Genomic DNA, 20,899 nt, shown 5'->3' on the forward strand with positions numbered 1-20,899 from the left:
GGGCGGGTCAGCGCACACGCAGCAATCCCCGGTCCCAGTCGCGGGTGACGCGCGCATAACCGGCAGCAAAGCGCAGGTCGGACAGGGTCAGCGCGCGGTCCAGCCTTTCGGCATTTTCCCGCGCCATGGGCCGCACCCGCATCTGGGTCAGCGCCTCCACATGCTGGCCGAACCCGATCAGCGGCAGGGTCAGGGTCAGCCCCAGGCGGCTGCTGCCGGTGGTGGCGGTCGCGTCCAGGGACAGGGTGACACCGGTGCCGAACTGCCGGGACAGGGTGTAGGTGCAACCCCAGTCGCCGGCCAGATACCGGCCCAGCGCCAGTTCGCTGCGGATGCCGCCATCCTGCCCCTCCCACCCGCCGGTGAGGAAGCCCGTGGTCCGGCCGGTACCGCGATAGAGGGTCTGCACCGTGGGCGGACGTTTCCAGACATGGTGGATGACGGTCCCCAGCGACCAGCGGGCGCGCAAGGGCTGATACCGCAACTCACCCCCGCCGCCGCCATAGAGCGGGTCCAGGTTCCCGGCCTCCAACAGCATGTCCAGCGACGGGGTCAGTGCCCGGACAAAGGCGGCCTGTGCCCGGTCCAGGCTGAACCGCCGGTGCAGGTACAGCGCGGCATCGTCCCGCCCCGCCGATGGCGGTTCCCACCGGGGCCAGCCGATATTGACGGCGGTCGCCGCCCGCCCTTCGCCCGTCAGGATCAATCCGGCAAAGGGCAGCAGATGCAACCGCGCCCCTGCCGACGCACGCGTGGCCCAGGCATAGCCGCGCGGCCCCGGCTCCAGCTCGGTCAGCGCGTCCAGTTGCAGTTCCCAGTGATGGGACAGGCTGTCGGGCGTTTCCGCCCGCCGGAAGCGGCTGTTGCGGCGGATTTCGGCGGGGCTGATCCGGTGTCGGCGCAGGGCGTCGATGTCGCTGCCCGCAATGCTGGTCGCCACACCGGGCAGGCCCAGCCGGTGGCTGGACAGGGTGACACGCGGCGGTGGGGGATCGGGATCGGGCAGGGCCGCGCGGAAGGCCGCCCCCGGCGACTGCGACAGGCCGATATCGGTGAAGCGGCCGCCATCGGGCCGTCGGGTCCGGCGGAACCAGGGTTCGTCCTGGCCGGCACCATCGAACTGTATAACCGTCCGTCCGACCAGGCCCCGGTCGCGGCGCCAGCCCAGGGTGACGAAGGATCCTGCCTCCTCCACCGCCCATCCCGCCTCCAGCACCGGTTCATCCGGTCCGCCCACGCCACCCGACAGCCAGACGCTGCGCAGCGCGGGCAGCCGGATCGGCAGGCGGAGATTGACGACAGGCCGCAGATCACCGGTGCCATCACGGCCCAGGCCGGCCGACAGTTCGGCCTTGCCCATCCGGCTGCCCAGCAACAGGCTGTCCAGCCGGCCGGTCACGCTGTCGCCATGGCCCCGGCTGTCCAGGACAAGGGCGGGCATGAACCGCTGTTGTTCCAGCAGTTCGAGGGCAAAATCCGCTGCCAGACCCCGGTCGCCCTGGCGCAGGCTGGCCGACAGGGCCCGGATGGGGCGCAGGCCGAAGCTGGTGACCTGAAAACCGTCTTCCGGTATTGTCAGCGACATCCAGGCCGACCCGATGGTGGGCAGAAAGGCCGTGGGTTGATCCGCCGGCGGCGTATCCGCCCGGCAGGCCAGGGCCGGCAGCAGCAACAGGAACAGGACCGGCAACAAGCGCATCGGTGGCAATGATGATGAAACCGCATTCACTATTGATCATCATGGCCGCAGAAATCAATCAGGGCGCGATCATCAGACCTGATGAAGATATAATTGGTAGTCGGTATCCGGAATGGCCCCCGCCACGCGCAGCAGCTCCGCCTGTTTGATCGCCAGAAAGGCGCGGTGCAGATCGGGGCCCAGGGCCGATTTCAGGAAATCGGATGTCTGCGCCTGCGCGATGGCGGCACGCCAGTCGGCGGGCATGGTCCCGGTAAAGGGCGTTTCCTGCGTGAATCCCTGATAGTCCGCTGCCGGCCCCGGATCGATGTCATGGGCGATGCCATGGCGGATACCCGCCAGGACGGCGGTGCCAACCAGATAGGGGTTGGCATCCACGCCCGACGGCCGATGCTCCACCCGCCGCGCCGCCGCCGGCCCGGCCGGAATGCGCAGCGCCACCGACCGGTCATTGATGCCCCAGGTCGGCTGTACCGGCGCATAAAGCCTGGCCACGAACCGGCGCCAGGAATTGGCGTGCGGGGCAAAGGCCAGCATGCCATCCCCCATGGTGGCCGCCAGTCCCCCGATGGCCCGGCGCAACAGGGGGTTGGGGGCGGTCTGCCCCTCCTCCTCCGCGAACAGGTTCCGGCCCTGACCATCGTTCAGGGACACGTGCAGATGCATGCCCGATCCGGCTTGTCCCGCCAGCGGCTTGGCCATGAAACAGGCGATCATGCCGTGACGCCGGGCCATGGCCCGGACCAGCCGCTTCAACATCACCAGATCGTCGGCGGCGCGCAGCAGGTCGGTGCGGTATCGCAGGGTCAGTTCATACTGTCCCGGCGCATATTCAGAGATCAATGTCTCCAGCGGCAGGCCCTGCGCCCGGGCCGCGTCATAGACGGGGCCGAAAAATGGCTGCATCCCGTCCAGATCGTCCAGACCATAGACCTGCACCTGCCCGTGCCGCCGACCGTCCAGCGCCATGGCGACGGGCCGTGGCTTGCCGTCCGGACCCGGTTGCGCATCCAGCAGATAGAATTCCAGTTCGAAGGCGCCGGCGGGGTAAAGCCCCTCCGCCGCCAATGATGCAAGCTGCGCGGCCAGGGCGTGCCGGGGGTCGGCCCCGTGCGGACTTCCATCCAGATGATACAGGCTCACCAGAACCTGTGCCCGCAGCGGCCGGGTCCAGGGCAGCAGCACCAGTGTGCCGGAAAGCGGCCAGGCGCGCAGATCGGCATCGCCGACCGACCAGACCAGGCCCGTTTCCTCCACATCCTCCCCCGTCACATCCAGACCCAGGATGGAGGAGGGGAGGTGGCGGCCGTGGCGATACAGGCTCTCCACCTCATGCCGGCGGATGATCTTGCCGCGTCCGATGCCGTTGGCGTCGGTCAGCACGATATCGACGGCTTCGACATCGGGATGGGCGGCCAGGAAGGCTTCGGCTTCCGACCAGTCGGCGATCTGTCTGTTCATGCCGCCCCCACCTTGCCCCGCGCCAGAATGCAAGCCACCTCCGCGAAGGCCGTGATCAGCGCATCGACCTGCGCCACCTTCGTGGCCGGGCAGATCAGCATCATATTGTGGAAGGGCGCGATCAGGACACCCCGGTTCAGCAGGGCCAGATGGATCGCCTGTTCCAGCGGCCCGGCGTGTGCCGCCTCCGCCTGTGTCCCGTTGCGCAGGGGGCCGGGCGCACAGATGAATTCCACCCGTGCCCCCACCCGCACCACGTGCCAGGGCAGATCATGCGCCGTGATCGCCGCCGACAGGCCGGCGCACAGGCGGGCGGCCAGCGCTTCCATATGGGCATAGGCCTCGACCGTCATCACCCTTTCCAGGGTGGCCCGCATGCAGGCCAGTGCCAGGGCATTGGCCGACAGGGTGGTGCCCATGCCGGAATGTCCCGGTGGCGTGGCCGCCCGCACGGCATCCAGCCGCCGCGCCACATCATCGGTGAAGCCCCAGATGCTGGCCGGCACCCCGCCCGCCACCGGCTTGCCCAGCACGAACATGTCGGGTTCCAGCCCGATAACCGCGCTGTACCCGCCGGGTCCGGTGGAGATCGTATGGGTTTCGTCGATCAGAAGCAGGGTGCCCGTCTGTCGGGTCAGACGGCGAAGGGCCGTGTGGAATCCCGGATCGGGCAGCACCATGCAGCAATTGGTCAGAACGGGTTCGGTGATGACGCAGGCGACCTGCCCGTCGGCCAATGCCGCTTCCAATGCGGGAAGATCGTTGAACTCCACCACCCGCGTATCGGCGGTCAGATCGGTGAACTGCCCCAGAAGGCCGGGGCGGTTGACCGGCACGCCATCAACCAGCCGGACAAAGGTTTCATCGACGGTGCCGTGATAGCAGCCGTTGAAAACCAGAATCTTGGCACGACCGGTCACGGCACGCGCGACGCGCAGGGCAAAGCGGTTGGCATCGGTGGCTGTCGTCGCCACCTGCCAGTGCGGCAGGCCGAACCGTTCGGTCAGCAGGCGCCCCACCGCAATGGCATCATCGGTGGGCAGCATATAGGTCAGGCCGCGCCCTGCCTGGGCCGTCAGCGCGTCGCGGACGGGTCCCGGCGAATGACCAAACATCGAACCGGTATCGCCCAGACAGAAATCGGCAAGCACATGGCCGTCCGTATCGGTCAGCGTGGCGCCTTGCGCCTCGGCAACCAGGAACGGGAACGGCATGGGCCAGTCCCGCATCCAATGCATGGGCACGCCTTGATAGAAACCGGGAAGCCCGGCGCCCGCGCGGGCAGCCGCGTCGGGATGGGCCGCGATGTAGCGTGCCCGTTCCGCCACCATCAAGGCGTCAATCGTGGCGGCGCCGATACCGCCCAACCCTTCACCCATTCACGCCGCTCCCCACCGGTCCCGGAAGTTCGCCCAACTGTCGGGGCCGGCCGGGGGAGACGTCAAGGGGCTGCTTCTCAGTGCGGGAACCAGACACCGGCCACGCGGTGCAGCCGGTCCAGATCGTCCATGGACAGTTCCACCCGTCGACGCGACAGGGTCATGCCATAGATCACACCCTCGTCATCCTGACGCAGATAGAAGGCCACGGGCGCAAAATTCAGCCGGTTGATCACCAGATCGCCGACATTGGGCGGCGCATTGGGATTGACCAGCAGCGTGGTGCCGATGCCGATGGCGGGCGCGTTCGACAGGTCATGGACCGTGACGGCATAGGCGCCCTGGACGCCACGCATCTGCGGCGGGCGCGGCATGGTGCCGGCAGCCTTTGCCTCCACCCCGTCCCGGGACAGGTCGCGGCCTTCATAGACCGGCACTTCGGCGTCGGCCTTGTTCTCGCTCAGCATCGATCGCAGCGGACTGGCCGGCGACAGCATCTCCGTCGGGCCAACGCCGAAAATTTTGGCGAGACGGATCACATGGTCGGGCCGGAAGGGCCTGACCCCGTTCTCCAGCTTGGATATCTCACTTTTGGACAGGCCGGCGGAAGCGGCAAGCGCCGCCAGGCTCATACCTCGTGAGCTGCGCATCATGCGCAGATGGACCCCGTCATGATGTTGCACTTGGTGATGTCTCCCCTGACAGACTTCAGTGGAAACATACATTGTTGGCGGCTTCCGGAAAGGTCACAGGACTAGTCCAAACGGATAGGTCGTTTTTTATGAAAGTTTGCGGGGAGTTTCCGCGGGCAACAGGCACGGGGGCCGGCGCTTGTGCAAAATTAGGGCATCGGGCCTTGGGCGCCCGCTGCGTATGGGGGTTCCCGCACATCAGGATGGGCTTAAGCGCGCCTTGTCGTGCGCGCGGTCCCGTGCCACCTTCCTGGCAACCACCCAGGGAGGATAAGTTGGTCGAGAAGCTGTACCATTTCATCGGCGGCGCCCGTGTCGAAGGCAAGTCCGGCCGTTTCGCCCCCGTTTTCACGCCGATGACGGGTGAGATTTCGGCCGAGGTGCCGCTGGCCAGCACGGTTGAACTGGCCGAAGCTGTCGCCAATGCCAAGGCCGCCCAGCCCGCCTGGGCCGCGACCAACCCGCAGAAGCGCGCCCGCGTGCTGATGAAGTTTCTGGAACTGCTGGCCCGCGATTTCGAAAAGATCGCCCTGAAGCTGTCCCTGGAGCATGGCAAGACCCTGCCCGATGCGCGCGGCGATATCCAGCGCGGCCTGGAAGTCGTGGAATTTGCCATCGGCATTCCGCACCTGCTGAAGGGTGAATATACCGAAGGCGCCGGCCCCGGCATCGACATGTATTCGATGCGCCAGCCGCTTGGCGTCGTGGCCGGCATCACGCCGTTCAACTTCCCGGCCATGATCCCGATGTGGAAATTCGCCCCGGCCATCGCCTGCGGCAACGCCTTCATCCTGAAGCCGTCGGAACGCGACCCGTCCGTGCCGCTGATGCTGGCCGAGCTGATGTATGAGGCCGGCCTGCCCAGGGGCATCCTGAATGTGGTGAATGGCGACAAGGAAGTCGTGGACGCCATCCTGGACCATCCCGACATCAAGGCCATCGGCTTTGTCGGCTCCACCCCCATCGGCGAATATATCTATACCCGTGGCACGGCCAACGGTAAGCGGGTGCAGGCCTTTGGCGGCGCCAAAAACCATGCTCTGATCATGCCCGATGCCGACCTGGACATGGTGGCCGATGCCCTGATCGGCGCCGGCTACGGCTCTGCCGGTGAACGCTGCATGGCCATTTCGGTGGCGGTGCCGGTGGGCCAGAAGACGGCCGATGCCCTGGTCGAACGGCTGGCGCCGCGCGTGCGCACCCTGCGCGTCGGCCCCTCCACCGATGAGAAGGCCGACTTCGGCCCCGTGATCACCCGCCAGCACATGGAAAAGGTGAAGTCCTACGTCGATATCGGCGTGAAGGAAGGGGCCGAGCTGGTCGTTGACGGGCGCGAGGTCAACCTGCAGGGCTATGAAGGTGGCTATTATGTCGGCGGCGTGCTGTTCGACCGCGTGACGCCCGACATGCGCATCTACAAGGAAGAGATTTTCGGCCCCGTCCTGTCCATCGTGCGCGCGCCCGATTACGAGACGGCCCTGTCCCTGCCGACCGACCATGAATATGGCAATGGCGTCGCCATCTTCACGCGGGACGGCGATACGGCCCGCGACTTCGCGGCGCGTGTGGATGTTGGCATGGTCGGCATCAATGTGCCGATCCCCGTGCCGCTGGCCTATTACACGTTCGGCGGCTGGAAGCGCTCGGGCTTCGGCGATCTGAATCAGCATGGGCCGGACAGCATCCGCTTCTACACCAAGACCAAGACGGTGACCTCGCGCTGGCCCTCGGGCATCCGCTCCGGCGCGTCCTTCGTCATCCCGACCATGGGCTGATCACCGCCTGAAGACGGCCCCGGCCTCAGTTGAGGGCCGGGGCCGCATCCATTTTCACCGACAGGATCGCCTCATGGATTTCGATCTTTCCGAAGACCAGCGCGCCATCCAGGATCTGGCACGCGGTTTCGCGGCCGAACACATGGCCCCGTTCGCCGGCGAATGGGATGAACATCACATCTTCCCCGTCGACACGCTGCGCAAGGCCGCCGAACTGGGCTTCGCCGGCATCTATTGCGGCGAGGCGCATGGCGGCACCGGCCTGGGCCGGCTGGACGCGTCGATCCTGTTCGAGGAACTGTCGGCGGCCTGCCCGTCGACGGCGGCCTATCTCTCCATCCACAACATGGCCGCCTGGATGATCGATACGTTCGGGGACGAGGACCAGAAGGCCCGTTTCCTGCCCGACCTGTTCTCCATGGCCAAGTTCGCCAGCTATTGCCTGACCGAGCCGGGGGCCGGCTCCGATGCCGCTTCCCTCCGGACGAAGGCGGAGCGCGACGGCGACCATTATGTGCTGAACGGGTCCAAGGCCTTCATCTCCGGCGGCGGGGCGTCCGACATCTATGTCGTGATGGTACGCACGGGCGGGCAGGGGCCGAAGGGCATTTCCTGCCTTGTCGTGGAAAAGGGCACGCCGGGCCTGTCCTTCGGCAAGCAGGAAAAGAAGATGGGCTGGAACAGCCAGCCCACCTGCCAGGTGATTTTCGAGGGGGCCCGCGTCCCCGTCGCCAACCGGCTGGGCCAGGAAGGCGACGGCTTCAAGATCGCCATGAAGGGGCTGGATGGCGGCCGTCTGAACATCGCCTCCTGCTCGCTGGGCGGGGCGCGGGCCTGTCTGGAGGCGGCGCGGGGGCATATGGAGGTGCGGCAGCAGTTCGGCAAGGCGCTGAACGAATTCCAGGCATTGCAGTTCAAGTTCGCCGACATGGCGACGGAACTGGAAGCCGCCCGGCTGATGGTCCACCGGGGGGCCGCGAAGCTGGATGCGCGCGACCCGGATGCCACACTCTACTGTGCCATGGCCAAGCGCTTTGCCACCGATGCCGGTTTCAAGGTCGCCAATGATGCGCTGCAACTTCATGGCGGTTATGGTTACATCCGCGAGTATCCGGTGGAACGCATCCTGCGTGACCTGCGCGTCCATCAGATCCTGGAAGGTACCAACGAGATCATGCGCGTGATCATCGCCCGCCGGCTGCTGGGTGGGGCATAATGCCAACCTACCAAAGGCATGCCTTTGGTAGGTTGGAGGCTGGCGACCGCCAGCCTGGCGCCCATGCGCCGTGAGCCAAGCCGCCAGATGGCGGCGCCCGGCGTCTGAGGGAACGAATAGAAGAGGGCAAGACCGAAATGACCGAGACCTACGAGAACATCCTGGTGGAAACCAAGGGCAAGGTGGGCATCATCCGCCTGAACCGGCCCAAGGCGCTGAACGCCCTGTCCGACGGTCTGGTGACCGATGTGGAAAAGGCACTGAACATCTTCGAAGATGACGCCGCCATCCATGTCATCGTCATTACCGGGTCGGAAAAGGCCTTTGCCGCCGGTGCCGACATCAAGGAGATGGCGAAGTTCACTTATCAGGACACGTACCTGAACGATTTTATCACCAAGAAGTGGGGCCGGCTGGCCACCTGCCGCAAGCCGACCATTGCCGCCGTCGCCGGCTATGCGCTGGGTGGCGGCTGTGAACTGGCCATGATGGCCGACTTCATCATCGCCGCCGACAATGCCAAATTCGGCCAGCCGGAAATCACCATCGGCACCATCCCCGGCGCCGGTGGCACCCAGCGCCTGACCCGCGCCATCGGTAAGGCCAAGGCCATGGAAATGTGCCTGACCGGCCGCATGATGGATGCCGAAGAGGCGGAGCGGGCGGGCCTGGTGGCGCGCATCGTGCCGCTGGCCAATCTGATGGACGAGGTGATCAAGACGGCGGAAAAGATCGCCGCCATGTCGCGCCCCGTCACCATGATGGCCAAGGAGTCCGTGAACCGCGCCTTCGAGAGCAGCCTGAACGAAGGGTTGCTGTTCGAACGCCGCGTCTTCCACGCTACCTTTGCGCTGGATGACCAGAAGGAAGGCATGGACGCCTTCATCAACAAGCGGCTGCCGGGCTTCACCGACCGCTGAGGCCGGAACGGGGCGGAAACGAAATGTCGTTTCCGCCCCTGCTTTTAAACGCTTGTTTATGTAACGGTTGCGCCGCCACTACCGACAGACTATTTTGTTGCGACGCAAAATAAATGAATCGGAGGGTCCCCCCGTGAGCGCGTTGAATGAAGTAGTCATCGTTGCCGGTACCCGTACCGCCATCGGCGGATTCGGCGGCAGCCTGAAGGATTATGCCCCGGCTGACCTGGGCACGCTGGTGATCAAGGAAGCCATCAGCCGGGCCGGCATCGCGCCCGAGGATGTGCAGCATGTGGTGATGGGGCAGGTTATCCCCAGCGGCCCGCACGACGCCTATCTGGCGCGCGTGGCGGCCGTGAATGCCGGTGTGCCGGTCCAGGCCCCGGCGCTGACGCTGAACCGCCTCTGCGGTTCGGGCGTGCAGGCCATCATTTCCGCGGCCCAGATGATCAAGCTGGGTGAATGCGATGTGGCCGTGGCCGGTGGCGCGGAAAGCATGAGCCGGTCGCCGCATGTCATGCCGTCGGTCCGCTGGGGCCAGCGCATGGGCGACGCCGCCGTGGTGGACGCCATGGTCACCGTCCTGACCGACCCGTTCCACAAAATCCATATGGGTATCACCGCCGAGAACGTGGCCGAGCGCCATGGTATCGACCGCGCCGCCCAGGATGCCCTGGCCCTGGAAAGCCATCGCCGTGCCGCCCGCGCCACCGCAGAGGGTCGGTTCAAGTCGCAGATCCTGCCCGTGGAAGTGAAGGTGAAGGGCGGCACCAAGCTGTTCGACACCGACGAGCATTTCCGTGCCGACGCCAGCGAGGCGGATTTCTCCAAGCTGAAGCCCGTCTTCAAGAAGGACGGTTCTGTCACGGCCGGCAACGCGTCAGGCGTCAATGACGGCGCCGGCGCCGTGGTGCTGATGTCCGCCGCCGAAGCGGAAAAGCGCGGTACCAAGCCGCTGGCCCGCATCGTCAGTTGGGGTCATGCCGGGGTGGAGCCGGAAGTGATGGGCCTGGGTCCGGTGCATGCCGTGCCCGTGGCCCTGGACCGCGCCGGCCTGACCGTTGCCGATATCGATGTGATCGAAAGCAACGAGGCCTTCGCCGCCCAGGCCTGCGCGGTCGCCAAGCTGCTGGACTTCCCGGCCGACAAGGTGAACCCCAACGGTTCCGGCGTTTCCCTGGGCCATCCGGTGGGCGCCACTGGCGCCATCATCACCGTGAAGGCGCTGTATGAGCTGGAGCGTATCGGTGGCCGCTATGGTCTGGTCACCATGTGCATCGGCGGCGGCCAGGGCATCGCCATGGTCATCGAACGGCTGTAACCGACCCCCGTATCGGTTAGGATCGGCCCGCCCACCGCAAGGTGTGGCGGGCCGATTTCATTTCGGCCGGATAATAAATAACAGGAAAGTTGGATCCATGCGCATTCGCACCATTCTGGCCGGGCTCTCCCTGTTGGCCGCGCTTCCGGCCGCCGCCGCGCCAGCGGATGATTTCCTGAACAGTCTGCGGGCGCTTTGCGGCAAGGCATTCGAAGGCACGATCACCACCAACGAGGGTGGGGCCGCCAACGATCCCTTCGTGGGCAAGCGGCTGGTCATGCATGTCCGCGACTGCAAGGCGGGTGAGGTGCGTATCCCCCTGCATGTGGGTGAGGACCGGTCGCGCACCTGGATCGTGACGCGCACCGCCACCGGTCTGCGCCTGAAGCATGATCACCGGCATGCGGACGGGACGGAGGACACACTGACCCAATATGGCGGTGACACCCTGTCCCCCGGCACGGCGGAGCGGCAGGAATTCCCCACCGATGCCTTTTCCCGCGCGCTGTTTGCCGACAACAAGCTGCCGCCCGGTGCGCAGCAGAATGTCTGGGCGCTGGAGAGGGGGCAGGACCGCTTCACCTATGAATTGTCGCGGCCGGGACGGGTGGTGCGCATGGTGTTTGACCTGACGAAGCCTGTTGCCGCCCCGCCAGCCCCGTGGGGACATGAATGACCGTACGGGGGAGCGGGCGTTGGACCGCTTCCCCGTTTCCCAGGCTCCGTTTATCTGACGGTCAGCACCACCACCGATTTGGGCGGCAGTGTTACCGACAGGGTAGAACCGTTGACACCTGCCCCCGTGAAGGGAGCCGGCTTCACCGTTTCCGGCTGTGCAAAGCTGTTATGACTGTTCATGGCGGATGCCGTCAGGATACGGCCCGACACGCTGGCCGCCGTCGCCCCGTCCAGGTTGATGCTGGTCGATACGGTGTTGTTCGGATCGATATTGGCCAGCGCCACTAGAATACTCCCATCCTTGGCCCGCGCGGCCGATGCGCTGATCGATGGCAGGCTGCGTTCGGCATAGGTGTATTTCGGCCCGGTCACGGTGACCGGGAACTGTGTGGCCCCCTGGAAATCCTTGTACATGTCAAAGACATGATAGGTGGGGGTCAGCAGCATCTTCGGCCCGTCGGTCAGGATCAGGGCCTGCAGCACATTGACCATCTGCGCGATATTGGCCATCCGCACCCGGTCGGCATGCTTATGGAAGATGTTCAGGTTGATGGCGGCCGTGAGGGCGTCGCGCAAACTGTTCTGCTGTTCCAGGAAGCCGGGATTGCTGCCGGGCGTGGGGTCGAACCAGTTGCCCCATTCATCGACGACCAGCGCCACCTTCTTCTGCGGGTCATGCTTGTCCATGACGGCCACATGCTTGGCGATCAGATCGTCCATATAGAGGGCGCTGTGCATCAGGGCAAACCAGTCGCTCTCGGTAAATTCCGTCGCCGACCCCTTCTCCTTCCAGGTGCCCCTGGTGGGGCGGCCCATGGAGGGCAGGGCGTAATGATGCAGGCTGATGGCATCGATCATGCTGCCGGCGCCGGCCATCACGGTATCGGTCCAGCTTACATCATCGGTGCCGGACCCGGCGGCGATGATCCTGGTCGGCTGGCCGGGGGCGGGCTTGATGAAGGTGCGGATCTGGCGTAGCTGGTCGGTATAATATTCCGCCCGCATATTGCCGCCGCAGCCCCAGGTCTCGTTCCCGATGGCGAACCAGTCCAAGGTCCAGGGTTTGTCCCGCCCGTTGGCGCGGCGTGTCTGGGCCAGCGTGGATTTCGACGGGCTGGTGATATATTCGACCCAGTCGGCCATCTCCCGGGCCGAACCGGTGCCGATATTGCCGTTCACGTAGGTCCGGGCGCCGACCAGTTCAGAATATTCCATGAATTCATGGGTGCCGAATTCATTGGTTTCCGCCACACCGCCCCAGTTGGTATTGACCCCGACGGGCCGCTTGTTGCGGGGACCGATGCCGTCGCGCCAATGATATTCATCGGCAAAACAGCCGCCGGGCCAGCGGATCAGCGGCACGCGGATGGCCTTCAACGCCTCCAGCACATCCTTGCGATACCCCTTGATATTGGGGATCGACGATTTTTCCCCGACCCAGATGCCTTCATAGATCAGGCGGCCCAGATGTTCGGCGAACTGGCCCTGAATTTCCGGGGCCAGGACCGGACCCGGCTGCCCCACCTGTACGGCGATAGTGGCATCCTGGCCCCAGGCCGGAAGCGATGTCAGCAGGCCCAGGCACAGGGCCAGACTGCGGTGCAAACCTTTCATGTGTTTTTCCTCCCCCGCTTTTCTGGTCGTGATGGCGCGCATCCTAACCGGAATCGGGGACAGGAACAGCACATTAGTCAGATTATATTACTAATTTCCGGCGACGACGGCCATACCCGCCGCCGCCTTGTCTTCCGGCTTTCAAGGAACAGCGGCGACCTGTGCCTGCCGCGTCTTGAATTCCCGCAATTCCGCGTTGAAGCGGGTGACCGTGCGTTCCAACTGATCGGCCACCTGTTGGCGATGGTTGATCACGTCGCGACGATAACTGGCGGATGCCATGTCGGCGGCACTGGCCGGGTGATTGTCCAGGCAGGTGAGGTAGGACATCAGGCGCGCAGTGTAATCCCGCATGCCGGCACCATAGGCGCGCATGGCGACCTCATCCGCCGTATCGCCCTTGGTGGTCGATGGTGCGGCCGGCACGCCGCCACAGGCCGCGTTCAGGGCCGCAATATCCGCCATCGCCGGGCCGGCGGCCAACAGAAGCGTGGTGGAAAGGATCAGGGCGGAAATGGCATTCTTCATCGCGATCCTCACAAAGCCGGACGGCAGGATATGCCGTCATGGTTACCTTGTTCGCTCGCTTCCCCCAACATCGCCGCCGGTCCCGTGGGCCGGTGGTTCCTTTATAAGTTCAAGCTTATGCCGGTAATTTCACTACGCATAGGCTTTTAGCTATGCGCGGAATACTGAAAGCAATTTTATGAATTAACAATTTCTCATGGCCTGTCGTCGCTACAGGGCGTGGCGCAGCCGCTACACTTGTTATCGCTAACAGCTTCGGTCGGGGCGACAGGTGCCGGGGTGGCGGTGGACAGCAATTGTGCCACCACCGCCACCGCGATTTCGCCGGGATGCTTGCCCGTCAGACCGGGAAGGCCGATGGGACAGGTCAGCCGCGCGGGGTCCAGCCCATCGGCCCGCAGCCGGGCCGCGAACCGCGCCCGCTTGGTCCGCGAACCGATGACACCCACGAATGGCCGGCCCGGCAAGGACAGGGCGCCGCGGGTCAGGCGGTAATCCAGCGCATGATCATGCGTCATGATCAGCACATGGCTGAAACCGGATGACAGCAAGGTCTCTGGCGCCTCCGCCACGAAGGCCGCGCAGTTGGCGGGAAGGGGGCTGGGGAACTGGTCGGGCCGGCTGTCGACCCAACTGACCCTTGCCGGCAGGGTGCCCAGGACCGTCACCAGGGCCTTGGCCACATGGCCGGCCCCGAACAGGGCGATACGCAGGGTCGGTGGGCGCACCGGTTCGAACAGAAGCGTGACACGGCCACCGCAGCATTGGCCCAGCGCCGGGCCAAGCGGGTACGATTGCGTCCGTAACTTCGTTACATCGCCATCCAGCAGGGCGCGGGCGGTTTCGATGGCGGTGAATTCCAGCGCCCCACCGCCGATCGTGCCGTGCAGCGTGTCGGTGGTGACCAGCATCTTGGTTCCCGCCGGCCGGGGGGCCGACCCGGCAACCTCCGTTACAGTGACCAGGACACTGGCCCGGCCCTCCCGCTGGCAATCGGCCAGGGCGTTTATCCAGTCCTGAATCATGGCTCTGCCCCCGCCTGCCGGGCCCGCACCGCCATCAGAACCCGTTCCGGCGTGGCCGGTGCATCCAGCACCACAGGCCCTGTCCCCCCCGACGCCGCCACCGCCGCCTTGATGGCGTGGTAGGCGGAAATGGCCAGCATGAAGGGCGGTTCGCCCACAGCCTTCGACCGGTGGATCGTCTCCTCCCGGTTGGGCTGGTTGATCAGGTCCACGGTGAAATGATCGGGAATGTCGCCGCAGCCGGGGATCTTATAGGTGCTGGGCGCGTGGGTGCGCAGGTGGCCGGCCCCGTCGAACACCAGTTCCTCCATGGTCAGCCAGCCCATGCCCTGCACATAGGCCCCCTCCACCTGTCCCCGGTCCAGCGCGGGGTTCAGGGAGGTGCCGCAATCATGCAGGATATCCACGGCCAGCAGCCTGGTCTCCCCCGTCAGCGTGTCGATCACCACCTCCGACACGGCGGCGCCATAGGCGAAATAATAGAAGGGGCGGCCGATCAGGGTTTCCTTGTCCACATCGATCTTCGGCGTGGCGTAGAAGCCGGTGGCGGACAGGGAAATGCGGGCCAGATAGGCCTGGCGGATCAGGTCTTCGAAGCTGATCGACCGGTCGTCCCCCGTCACCTTGCCATGGGCAAAGCAAAGGGCGGATGGCTCCACCCCCCAGCGTCCGGCGATGAAGCCGGCCAGCCGGTCGCGGATGGTGCGGGCGGCGTTAAAACTGGCCATGCCGTTCAGGTCGGCGCCGGCCGATGCGGCGGTGGCGGACGTGTTGGGTACCTTGTCGGTGCGGGTCGAGGTGATGCGCACCCGGTCCAGGCCGATGCCGAAGACATCGGCCACCACCTGCGCCACCTTGGTGTAAAGCCCCTGGCCCATTTCCGTGCCGCCATGGTTTAGCAGGACGGAACCGTCGGTATAGACATGGATCAGGGCACCGGCCTGATTGAGGAAGCTGGTGGTGAAGGAAATGCCGAACTTGACCGGGGTCAGCGCGATGCCGCGTTTCAGCACGGGGCTGGCCGCGTTGAAGGCGGCGATGGCGGTACGGCGGGCCTGATAATGCGCAGAGGATTCCAGCCTTTCCATCAGGCTGTCGGCGATAAAATCCTCCACCTTCATGCCATAGGGCGTCACATCGCGGCCCGGTCCGCCATAGAGGTTGGCGCGGCGAACGGCCAGCGGGTCTAGGCCCAGATGATGGGCGATGTCACCCACCACCCCCTCGATCGCCAACATGCCCTGCGGCCCGCCGAACCCCCGGAAGGCGGTGTTGGAGACGGTGTGCGTCTTGTAGCGGTAGGAGGTGATGCGGACATCTGGCAGGAAATAGCAATTGTCGGCGTGAAAGATGGCGCGGTCATTGATGGCGCCCGACAGGTCGGTCGACATGCCGCAGCGGCTTTCCAGAACGATGTCGAGGGCCAGGATGCGGCCGGCATCGTCGAAACCGACATCATAGGCGACCTCGAAATCATGGCGCTTGCCCGTCATCACCATGTCGTCGTCGCGGTCCAGGCGCAGCTTTGCCGGGCGGCCCGTGCGGTCCGCGACCAGGGCAGCGACAGCAGCGAAAAGGCTGGCCTGGGTTTCCTTGCCCCCGAAACCGCCGCCCATGCGGCGGACCTCCACCACGACATGATGATCGGAGCGGCCCAGGGCACGGGCCACCAGATGCTGCACCTCCGATGGATGCTGGGTGGAGCAGAGGACATGCATGTCCCCATCCTCCCCCGGCACGGCCATGGAAATCTGGCCTTCCAGATAGAAATGATCCTGCCCGCCCATGGCAAGATGGCCGGTCAGCCGATGGGGTGCCGTGGTCAGCACCCGCAACGGGTCGCCGCGTTCCACACGTTTGGGCGGCAGAATGTGGCTTTCGGCGGCGCGGGCTTCGGCGATGGTGATCACCGCCGGCAGGTCGGCATAAGTCACTTTGGCCAGCCGGGCGGCGGCGCGGGCCGCAATCCGGGTCTCGGCGGCAACGGCGAACAGGCTTTGGCCCACATATTCGACCAGGGTGTCGGCGAAGATGGGATCATCGGCGACCACAGGGCCGACATCGTTCGTGCCCGGGATATCGGCGGCGGTCAGCACCACCACGACGCCTGGATAGGCACGCACGGCGGACAGGTCGATCGACAGGATGCGGGCATGGGCCTTGGCACTCTGCCCCAGGGCGACATGCAGCAGGCCCGGCGGTTCCGGCATATCATCGACATAGCGGGCGGCACCCGTGACATGCAGCGGCGCGCTGTCATGACGGATGGCCTGATGTGTGGCGGGGAAGGGGATTGATGCCGGGGCGCGGGGGGAACGGTGGCTCATGCGCCCCCTCCGATGGCACGGGCAAAGGCGGGGACGCGGGTCGCGGTCGTGGGCAGGGCTTGTTCCATCCGCCATTTGAGGATCAGGTTGCCGGCCGTGATCAGCCGGTAATCGGCACTGGCGCGCATGTCGGTCAGGGGTTGGAAATCCTGGGCAAGGGTGGCGGCGGCATCGCGGGCGGCGGCATCGTCGAAGGGACGTCCGATCAGGGCGGCCTCGGCGGCGGCGGCTCTTTTCGGGGTTCCGGCCATGCCGCCGAAGGCCAGCCGCGCCTCGGTCACGATACCATCAGCCAGGGTCAGGCTGAACCCGGCCATGACGGCGGAGATATCCTGGTCGAAACGCTTGGAAATCTTATAGCAGGCAAAGACCTGCCCGGCGGCCGGCTCGGGCACGCGGATGGCCGCCACGAATTCGCCCGGCTGCAGCGCCGTCTGGCGATAAGCCAGAAAAAAATCCTCAAGCGGCATATCGCGGACAATCTCGCCGCGCCGCAGCACAAGGCGGGCACCCAGGGCGATCAGGGCGGGCATGCTGTCCCCGATGGGGGAGCCATTGGCGATATTGCCGCCCAGCGTCGCGGAATTGCGCACCTGTTCGGAACCATAACGGCGGAACAACTCGCCCAGGTCGGGATAGAGGGGGGCCAGTATCTCCGCCGCATCCGTGACGGTGGCGGCGGCGCCGATGGTGATGACGCCGTCGGCATCCGTGATCCGGGCCAGATCACGGATGCCACCGATATGGATGATGGTCCCCAGGTCGCGGAACTGCTTGGTCACCCACAGGCCGACATCGGTGCCCCCGGCGACCAGCGTGGCGCCAGGATGGGCCAGGACCAGTGCGGCCAACTGCTCCGTCGTGGCGGGGGCGAAGACCTTGCCGCCGGCATGCGTCAGGGTGTCCGTGCGGTCGATGCTGCGCAACAGGGCCAGCGTTTCCATCATGCCGGCCGTATGGGCGTCGGGCGCACGACCCATGGCGCGGGCGGCCTCCACGATGGGGCGATAGCCGGTGCAACGGCATAGATTGCCGGCCAGGGCGCTGTCGATGCGGCTACGGTCGGGAGCAGCCTCGCCATGGTACAGCGCGAACAGCGACATCACGATGCCGGGCGTACAGAAACCGCACTGGCTGCCATGATGGTCGACCAGCGCCTGCTGGATGGGATGCAGGCTGCCATCGGGCCCGGCCAGATCCTCCACCGTCACCAGTTCCTTGCCGTCCAGGGCGGTCACGAATAGGATGCAGGCATTGACGGCGCGGTAGCGTATATTCTCCGCCTCCGCCATGCCCAGCACGCCGTCCCGTGTGCCCAACACGATGGTGCAGGCGCCGCAATCCCCTTCGTTACAGCCTTCCTTGGTGCCGCGCTGCCCCCGATCCTCGCGCAGGTAATCCAGCACGGTGCGGGTGGGCGGGACATCGGACAGGGTGACAACCTGTCCCCGGTGCACAAAGCGGACGCAATCGGCCATGGTGTTCCATATCGATCCAAAAGAAAGCATGGCAGAACAGGAAACGTCCCCTGTCAAGTCGCTTTACAGAACAATGATGCGGTGCAACATTTTGTTCGGGGCCGAAAACAGTCCCGACAATAGACGTTCAGCAACAGGGATTTCCGCGCATGACCTATCCCAGCAACCGGTCTTTCGGTTCCATTGCCGCCCATGTCAGCCAGGATCGACTGGCGCAACGGCTGGCCGATATGGCGAAGATCGGTGCGACGGAGAAGGGGGGCGTCAATCGCCCGGCGCTGTCCCGCGAGGATGGGTTGGCCCGCGCGCTGCTGACAAGCTGGGCCACGGCGCGGGGATTCTCGGTCTCCACGGACGGCATCGGCAACCTGTATGTGCGCCGCGAAGGGTCCGACCCGACCCTGCCGCCCATCATGACGGGCAGCCATCTGGACAGCCAGCCCACGGGCGGGCGCTATGACGGCGTTTATGGCGTCCTGGCGGGGTTCGAGGTGCTGGAGGCGCTGGAGGATGCGGGCGCGGTGACCAAACATGCGGTCGAGGTCGTGGCCTGGACCAATGAGGAAGGCTCCCGCTTCCAGCCCTATTGCATGGGATCGGCCCTGTTCGCGGGCAAGATGGATCTGGATATGGTGCTGTCCTGCAACGACGCGAAGGGGATCAGCGTGCGCGACGCGCTGGCCGAAACCCTGTCGCTGGCCCCGTCCATGCCGGTGCGCGACTTCGGATCGCATGCTGCCGCCTATGTCGAGGCCCATATCGAACAGGGCCCGCGCCTGGAGGCCGAAGGCAAGACCATCGGCGTGGTGCAGGGTATCCAGGGCAGCCGCTGGTTCCAGGTGGAGGTGACGGGCCAGGAGGCCCATGCCGGCACCACCCCGCATGGCGCCCGCAAGGACGCGTTCCAGACGGCATTGAAAATGGTCAATGCCCTGAACGACCTGATGCATGACCCGGATGATATCATCCGCTGCACCTTTGGCCGGTTCGAGGTGTTGCCCGGATCGCCCAATACCGTCCCCGGCAAGGTGATCTTCACCATCGATTTCCGCCATCCCGACGCAGGTCTGGTGAAGGAGCGTGGGGACAAGGTGGCCCCGCTGATCCAGTCGCTGGCCGCCCCGTGTACCGTGGTGGTGAAGGAGACCAGCACGACGGCACCCGTGGATTTCGACGCAGCGGTGGTGGATGCTGTGCGTGAAGCGGCGCAGGGCTTGGGCTATGCCAACCGCGACATGCCGTCGGGCGCCAATCACGATGCCAAGTTCATGGCCCCGCGCTGCCCCACCGGCATGATCTTTATCCCGTGCAAGGATGGGATCAGCCATAATGAAGTGGAATATGCCTCGCCCGAGGATTGCCATGCGGGGGCGGCCGTGCTGGCGGAAACGCTGGCAAAGCTGGCGGGTTAGGGCGCCGGTCGCATAAGGGGGCGGCACCCGCATGCCGCCCGCCGTCAAGGCCGCCAATGTCGCATGCGCTGACGCTGATGCGACCTGCCAAACCATGAATGTCCAGGTCCCCCCATGCCCCATCCCGTCCTTGCCATCCTGTCCGACCTGATCGCCATCCCCAGCACCTTTCCCCCGGGCGACACGGCGGCCATCTGCGCCTATGCCGCCGACCGGCTGGAGAAGGCGGGCTATCATGTGCAGATCCTGCACCGCGACCGGCCGCAGATCGCCAATGTGGTGGCGGAGTGGGACGGGGCCGCACCCGGCCCGACCCTGATGTTTAATGCCCATGCCGACACCGTGGGTATCGGCGAACGCGCCATGTGGGAGACGGAACCGCTGGTGGCCACCGTCATTGACGGGCGCGTCCACGGCTTGGGTGCGGGCAATTGCAAGGGATCGATGGCGGCCCAGCTTTGGCTGGCGGAGCAGGTGGCGCGGCGCGGTGGGCCGGCGCGCGGCCGGATTGTCTTCACCTTCTGCGGGGATGAGGAGAATCTGGGCCCCGACGGTGCCTATTACCTGCGCGAGGTCGGGGCCGTGAAGCCCGACATGCTGGTGGTCGGTACGCAGACGGAAAATCAGTTGATCACAGCCGAACGCGGGGTGATGTGGGTGGAGGTGACGGCGCGCGGGCTTTCGGCCCATGCCGGCAACCCGGCGGCGGGCGACAATGCCATCCTGCGCCTGATGCGGGTGATGACCCATATTGATGCCGTGATGGCGGAGCGGCTGCGGGATCGAAAGGTCGGCGACCAGCAATCGACCATGAATATCGGCATCTTCCGCGGCGGCGAGAACACCAATGTTGTGCCCAACCTGGCCCGCGTGGAGATCGACCGCCGGCTGCTGCCGGAGGAGAAGATCGCCGAGGCCTTTGCCGAGATCGAAGCGCTGGTCAAGGCGCATCCCGAGGCCGAGCATCTGTCCTGCCGCCTGCTGACCGGCACCAACGGCTTCCGCGCCCCGTATAAGGGACCGCTGGTGTCGGCACTCTGTGCGTCGATCGAAGGGGTGACGGGCGCGCCGGCCCGGTTCCTGAAAGATACCGGCGCCAGCGACGGCCGCTATTTCGCCGATGACGGGATCGAGATCGTCAATTTCGGGCCGGGTGCCGGCTGGCAGGGGCACAAGGCCAACGAATATGTGCCGCTGGATGAACTGGTGGCGGCGACGGCCATCCTGGAAGGGGTAGTGGAGCGGGTGTTGGGGGTGGGGTGACGTGGCTCTGGGGTATAATGCAGAGTGTTATAGTAAGGACTGTCTGACCGACGATGGGTCAATGTGCGGATATTCAGGAGCAAGTCCTTTACCCGCTTTGCCCGAAAGGCC

General features: G+C 65.5%; 16 protein-coding genes. 7 read left to right on the plus strand and 9 right to left on the minus strand.

All coding sequences use genetic code 11. From position 1 onward, the window contains the following. Nucleotides 1-7: 7 nt before the first annotated feature. From KBA48_RS02820 to KBA48_RS02835, 4 genes are all read right to left on the minus strand, one after another. Nucleotides 8-1,699: a YjbH domain-containing protein gene (locus tag KBA48_RS02820; protein WP_292903467.1), complete on the minus strand. Its 1,692-nt coding sequence runs from the start codon at nt 1,697-1,699 to the stop codon at nt 8-10. A 72-nt stretch (nt 1,700-1,771) separates the two neighbouring features. Next, nucleotides 1,772-3,160 carry a glutamine synthetase family protein gene (locus KBA48_RS02825; protein ID WP_292903468.1) on the minus strand — a complete coding sequence of 463 codons (1,389 nt, stop codon included), beginning with the start codon at nt 3,158-3,160 and terminating at the stop codon, nt 1,772-1,774. Then, nucleotides 3,157-4,539: an aspartate aminotransferase family protein gene (locus KBA48_RS02830; protein WP_292903469.1), complete on the minus strand. Its 1,383-nt coding sequence runs from the start codon at nt 4,537-4,539 to the stop codon at nt 3,157-3,159. The genes KBA48_RS02825 and KBA48_RS02830 overlap by 4 nt, the downstream gene beginning before the upstream one ends. A 77-nt stretch (nt 4,540-4,616) precedes the next feature. After that, the gene (locus KBA48_RS02835; protein ID WP_292903470.1) at nt 4,617-5,222 is read right to left on the minus strand and encodes an XRE family transcriptional regulator; all 606 of its coding nucleotides are present in this window, start codon (nt 5,220-5,222) and stop codon (nt 4,617-4,619) included. 284 nt (nt 5,223-5,506) lie between these two features. On the opposite strand from KBA48_RS02835, the gene KBA48_RS02840 reads away from it, so the two are divergent. The 5 genes from KBA48_RS02840 (at nt 5,507) to KBA48_RS02860 (ending at nt 11,139) form a co-directional block, all read left to right on the plus strand. Continuing rightward, nucleotides 5,507-7,006, plus strand: coding sequence for a CoA-acylating methylmalonate-semialdehyde dehydrogenase (locus tag KBA48_RS02840; protein WP_292903471.1), 1,500 nt, complete (start codon nt 5,507-5,509; stop codon nt 7,004-7,006). Nucleotides 7,007-7,079: 73 nt separating this feature from the next. Then, nucleotides 7,080-8,222, plus strand: coding sequence for an isobutyryl-CoA dehydrogenase (locus KBA48_RS02845; RefSeq protein ID WP_292903472.1), 1,143 nt, complete (start codon nt 7,080-7,082; stop codon nt 8,220-8,222). Nucleotides 8,223-8,359: 137 nt separating this feature from the next. Continuing rightward, nucleotides 8,360-9,142, plus strand: coding sequence for an enoyl-CoA hydratase (locus tag KBA48_RS02850; RefSeq protein ID WP_292903473.1), 783 nt, complete (start codon nt 8,360-8,362; stop codon nt 9,140-9,142). 133 nt (nt 9,143-9,275) lie between these two features. Then, on the plus strand, nt 9,276-10,463 hold the full coding sequence (locus KBA48_RS02855) for an acetyl-CoA C-acyltransferase family protein (protein ID WP_367273805.1): 1,188 nt from the start codon (nt 9,276-9,278) through the stop codon (nt 10,461-10,463). A gap of 97 nt (nt 10,464-10,560) precedes the next feature. Continuing rightward, a complete protein-coding gene (locus tag KBA48_RS02860) occupies nt 10,561-11,139 on the plus strand; it encodes a hypothetical protein (protein ID WP_292903474.1) in 579 nt (192 codons plus the stop codon). 50 nt (nt 11,140-11,189) lie between these two features. Here the strand turns inward: KBA48_RS02860 and KBA48_RS02865 are convergent, their stop codons facing one another. From KBA48_RS02865 to xdhA, 5 genes are all read right to left on the minus strand, one after another. Continuing rightward, a complete protein-coding gene (locus tag KBA48_RS02865; RefSeq protein ID WP_292903475.1) occupies nt 11,190-12,755 on the minus strand; it encodes an alpha-L-arabinofuranosidase C-terminal domain-containing protein in 1,566 nt (521 codons plus the stop codon). A 141-nt stretch (nt 12,756-12,896) separates the two neighbouring features. Then, nucleotides 12,897-13,283, minus strand: coding sequence for a hypothetical protein (locus tag KBA48_RS02870; RefSeq protein ID WP_292903476.1), 387 nt, complete (start codon nt 13,281-13,283; stop codon nt 12,897-12,899). Between the two features lie 194 nt (nt 13,284-13,477). Next, the gene (xdhC, locus tag KBA48_RS02875) at nt 13,478-14,308 is read right to left on the minus strand and encodes a xanthine dehydrogenase accessory protein XdhC (RefSeq protein ID WP_292903477.1); all 831 of its coding nucleotides are present in this window, start codon (nt 14,306-14,308) and stop codon (nt 13,478-13,480) included. After that, a complete protein-coding gene (xdhB, locus tag KBA48_RS02880) occupies nt 14,305-16,635 on the minus strand; it encodes a xanthine dehydrogenase molybdopterin binding subunit (RefSeq protein ID WP_292903478.1) in 2,331 nt (776 codons plus the stop codon). The genes xdhC and xdhB overlap by 4 nt, the downstream gene beginning before the upstream one ends. After that, the gene (gene xdhA / locus KBA48_RS02885; protein ID WP_292903479.1) at nt 16,632-18,113 is read right to left on the minus strand and encodes a xanthine dehydrogenase small subunit; all 1,482 of its coding nucleotides are present in this window, start codon (nt 18,111-18,113) and stop codon (nt 16,632-16,634) included. The genes xdhB and xdhA overlap by 4 nt, the downstream gene beginning before the upstream one ends. 149 nt (nt 18,114-18,262) lie before the next feature. On the opposite strand from xdhA, the gene KBA48_RS02890 reads away from it, so the two are divergent. Next, complete coding sequence (locus tag KBA48_RS02890) at nt 18,263-19,525, plus strand: Zn-dependent hydrolase (RefSeq protein WP_292903480.1); 1,263 nt, start codon at nt 18,263-18,265, stop codon at nt 19,523-19,525. Between the two features lie 114 nt (nt 19,526-19,639). After that, complete coding sequence (locus tag KBA48_RS02895; RefSeq protein WP_292903481.1) at nt 19,640-20,788, plus strand: M20 family metallopeptidase; 1,149 nt, start codon at nt 19,640-19,642, stop codon at nt 20,786-20,788. Nucleotides 20,789-20,899: the final 111 nt, after the last annotated feature.

Source organism: Niveispirillum sp. (genome assembly GCF_017996735.1).
In the GTDB taxonomy this organism is placed as follows: domain Bacteria; phylum Pseudomonadota; class Alphaproteobacteria; order Azospirillales; family Azospirillaceae; genus Niveispirillum.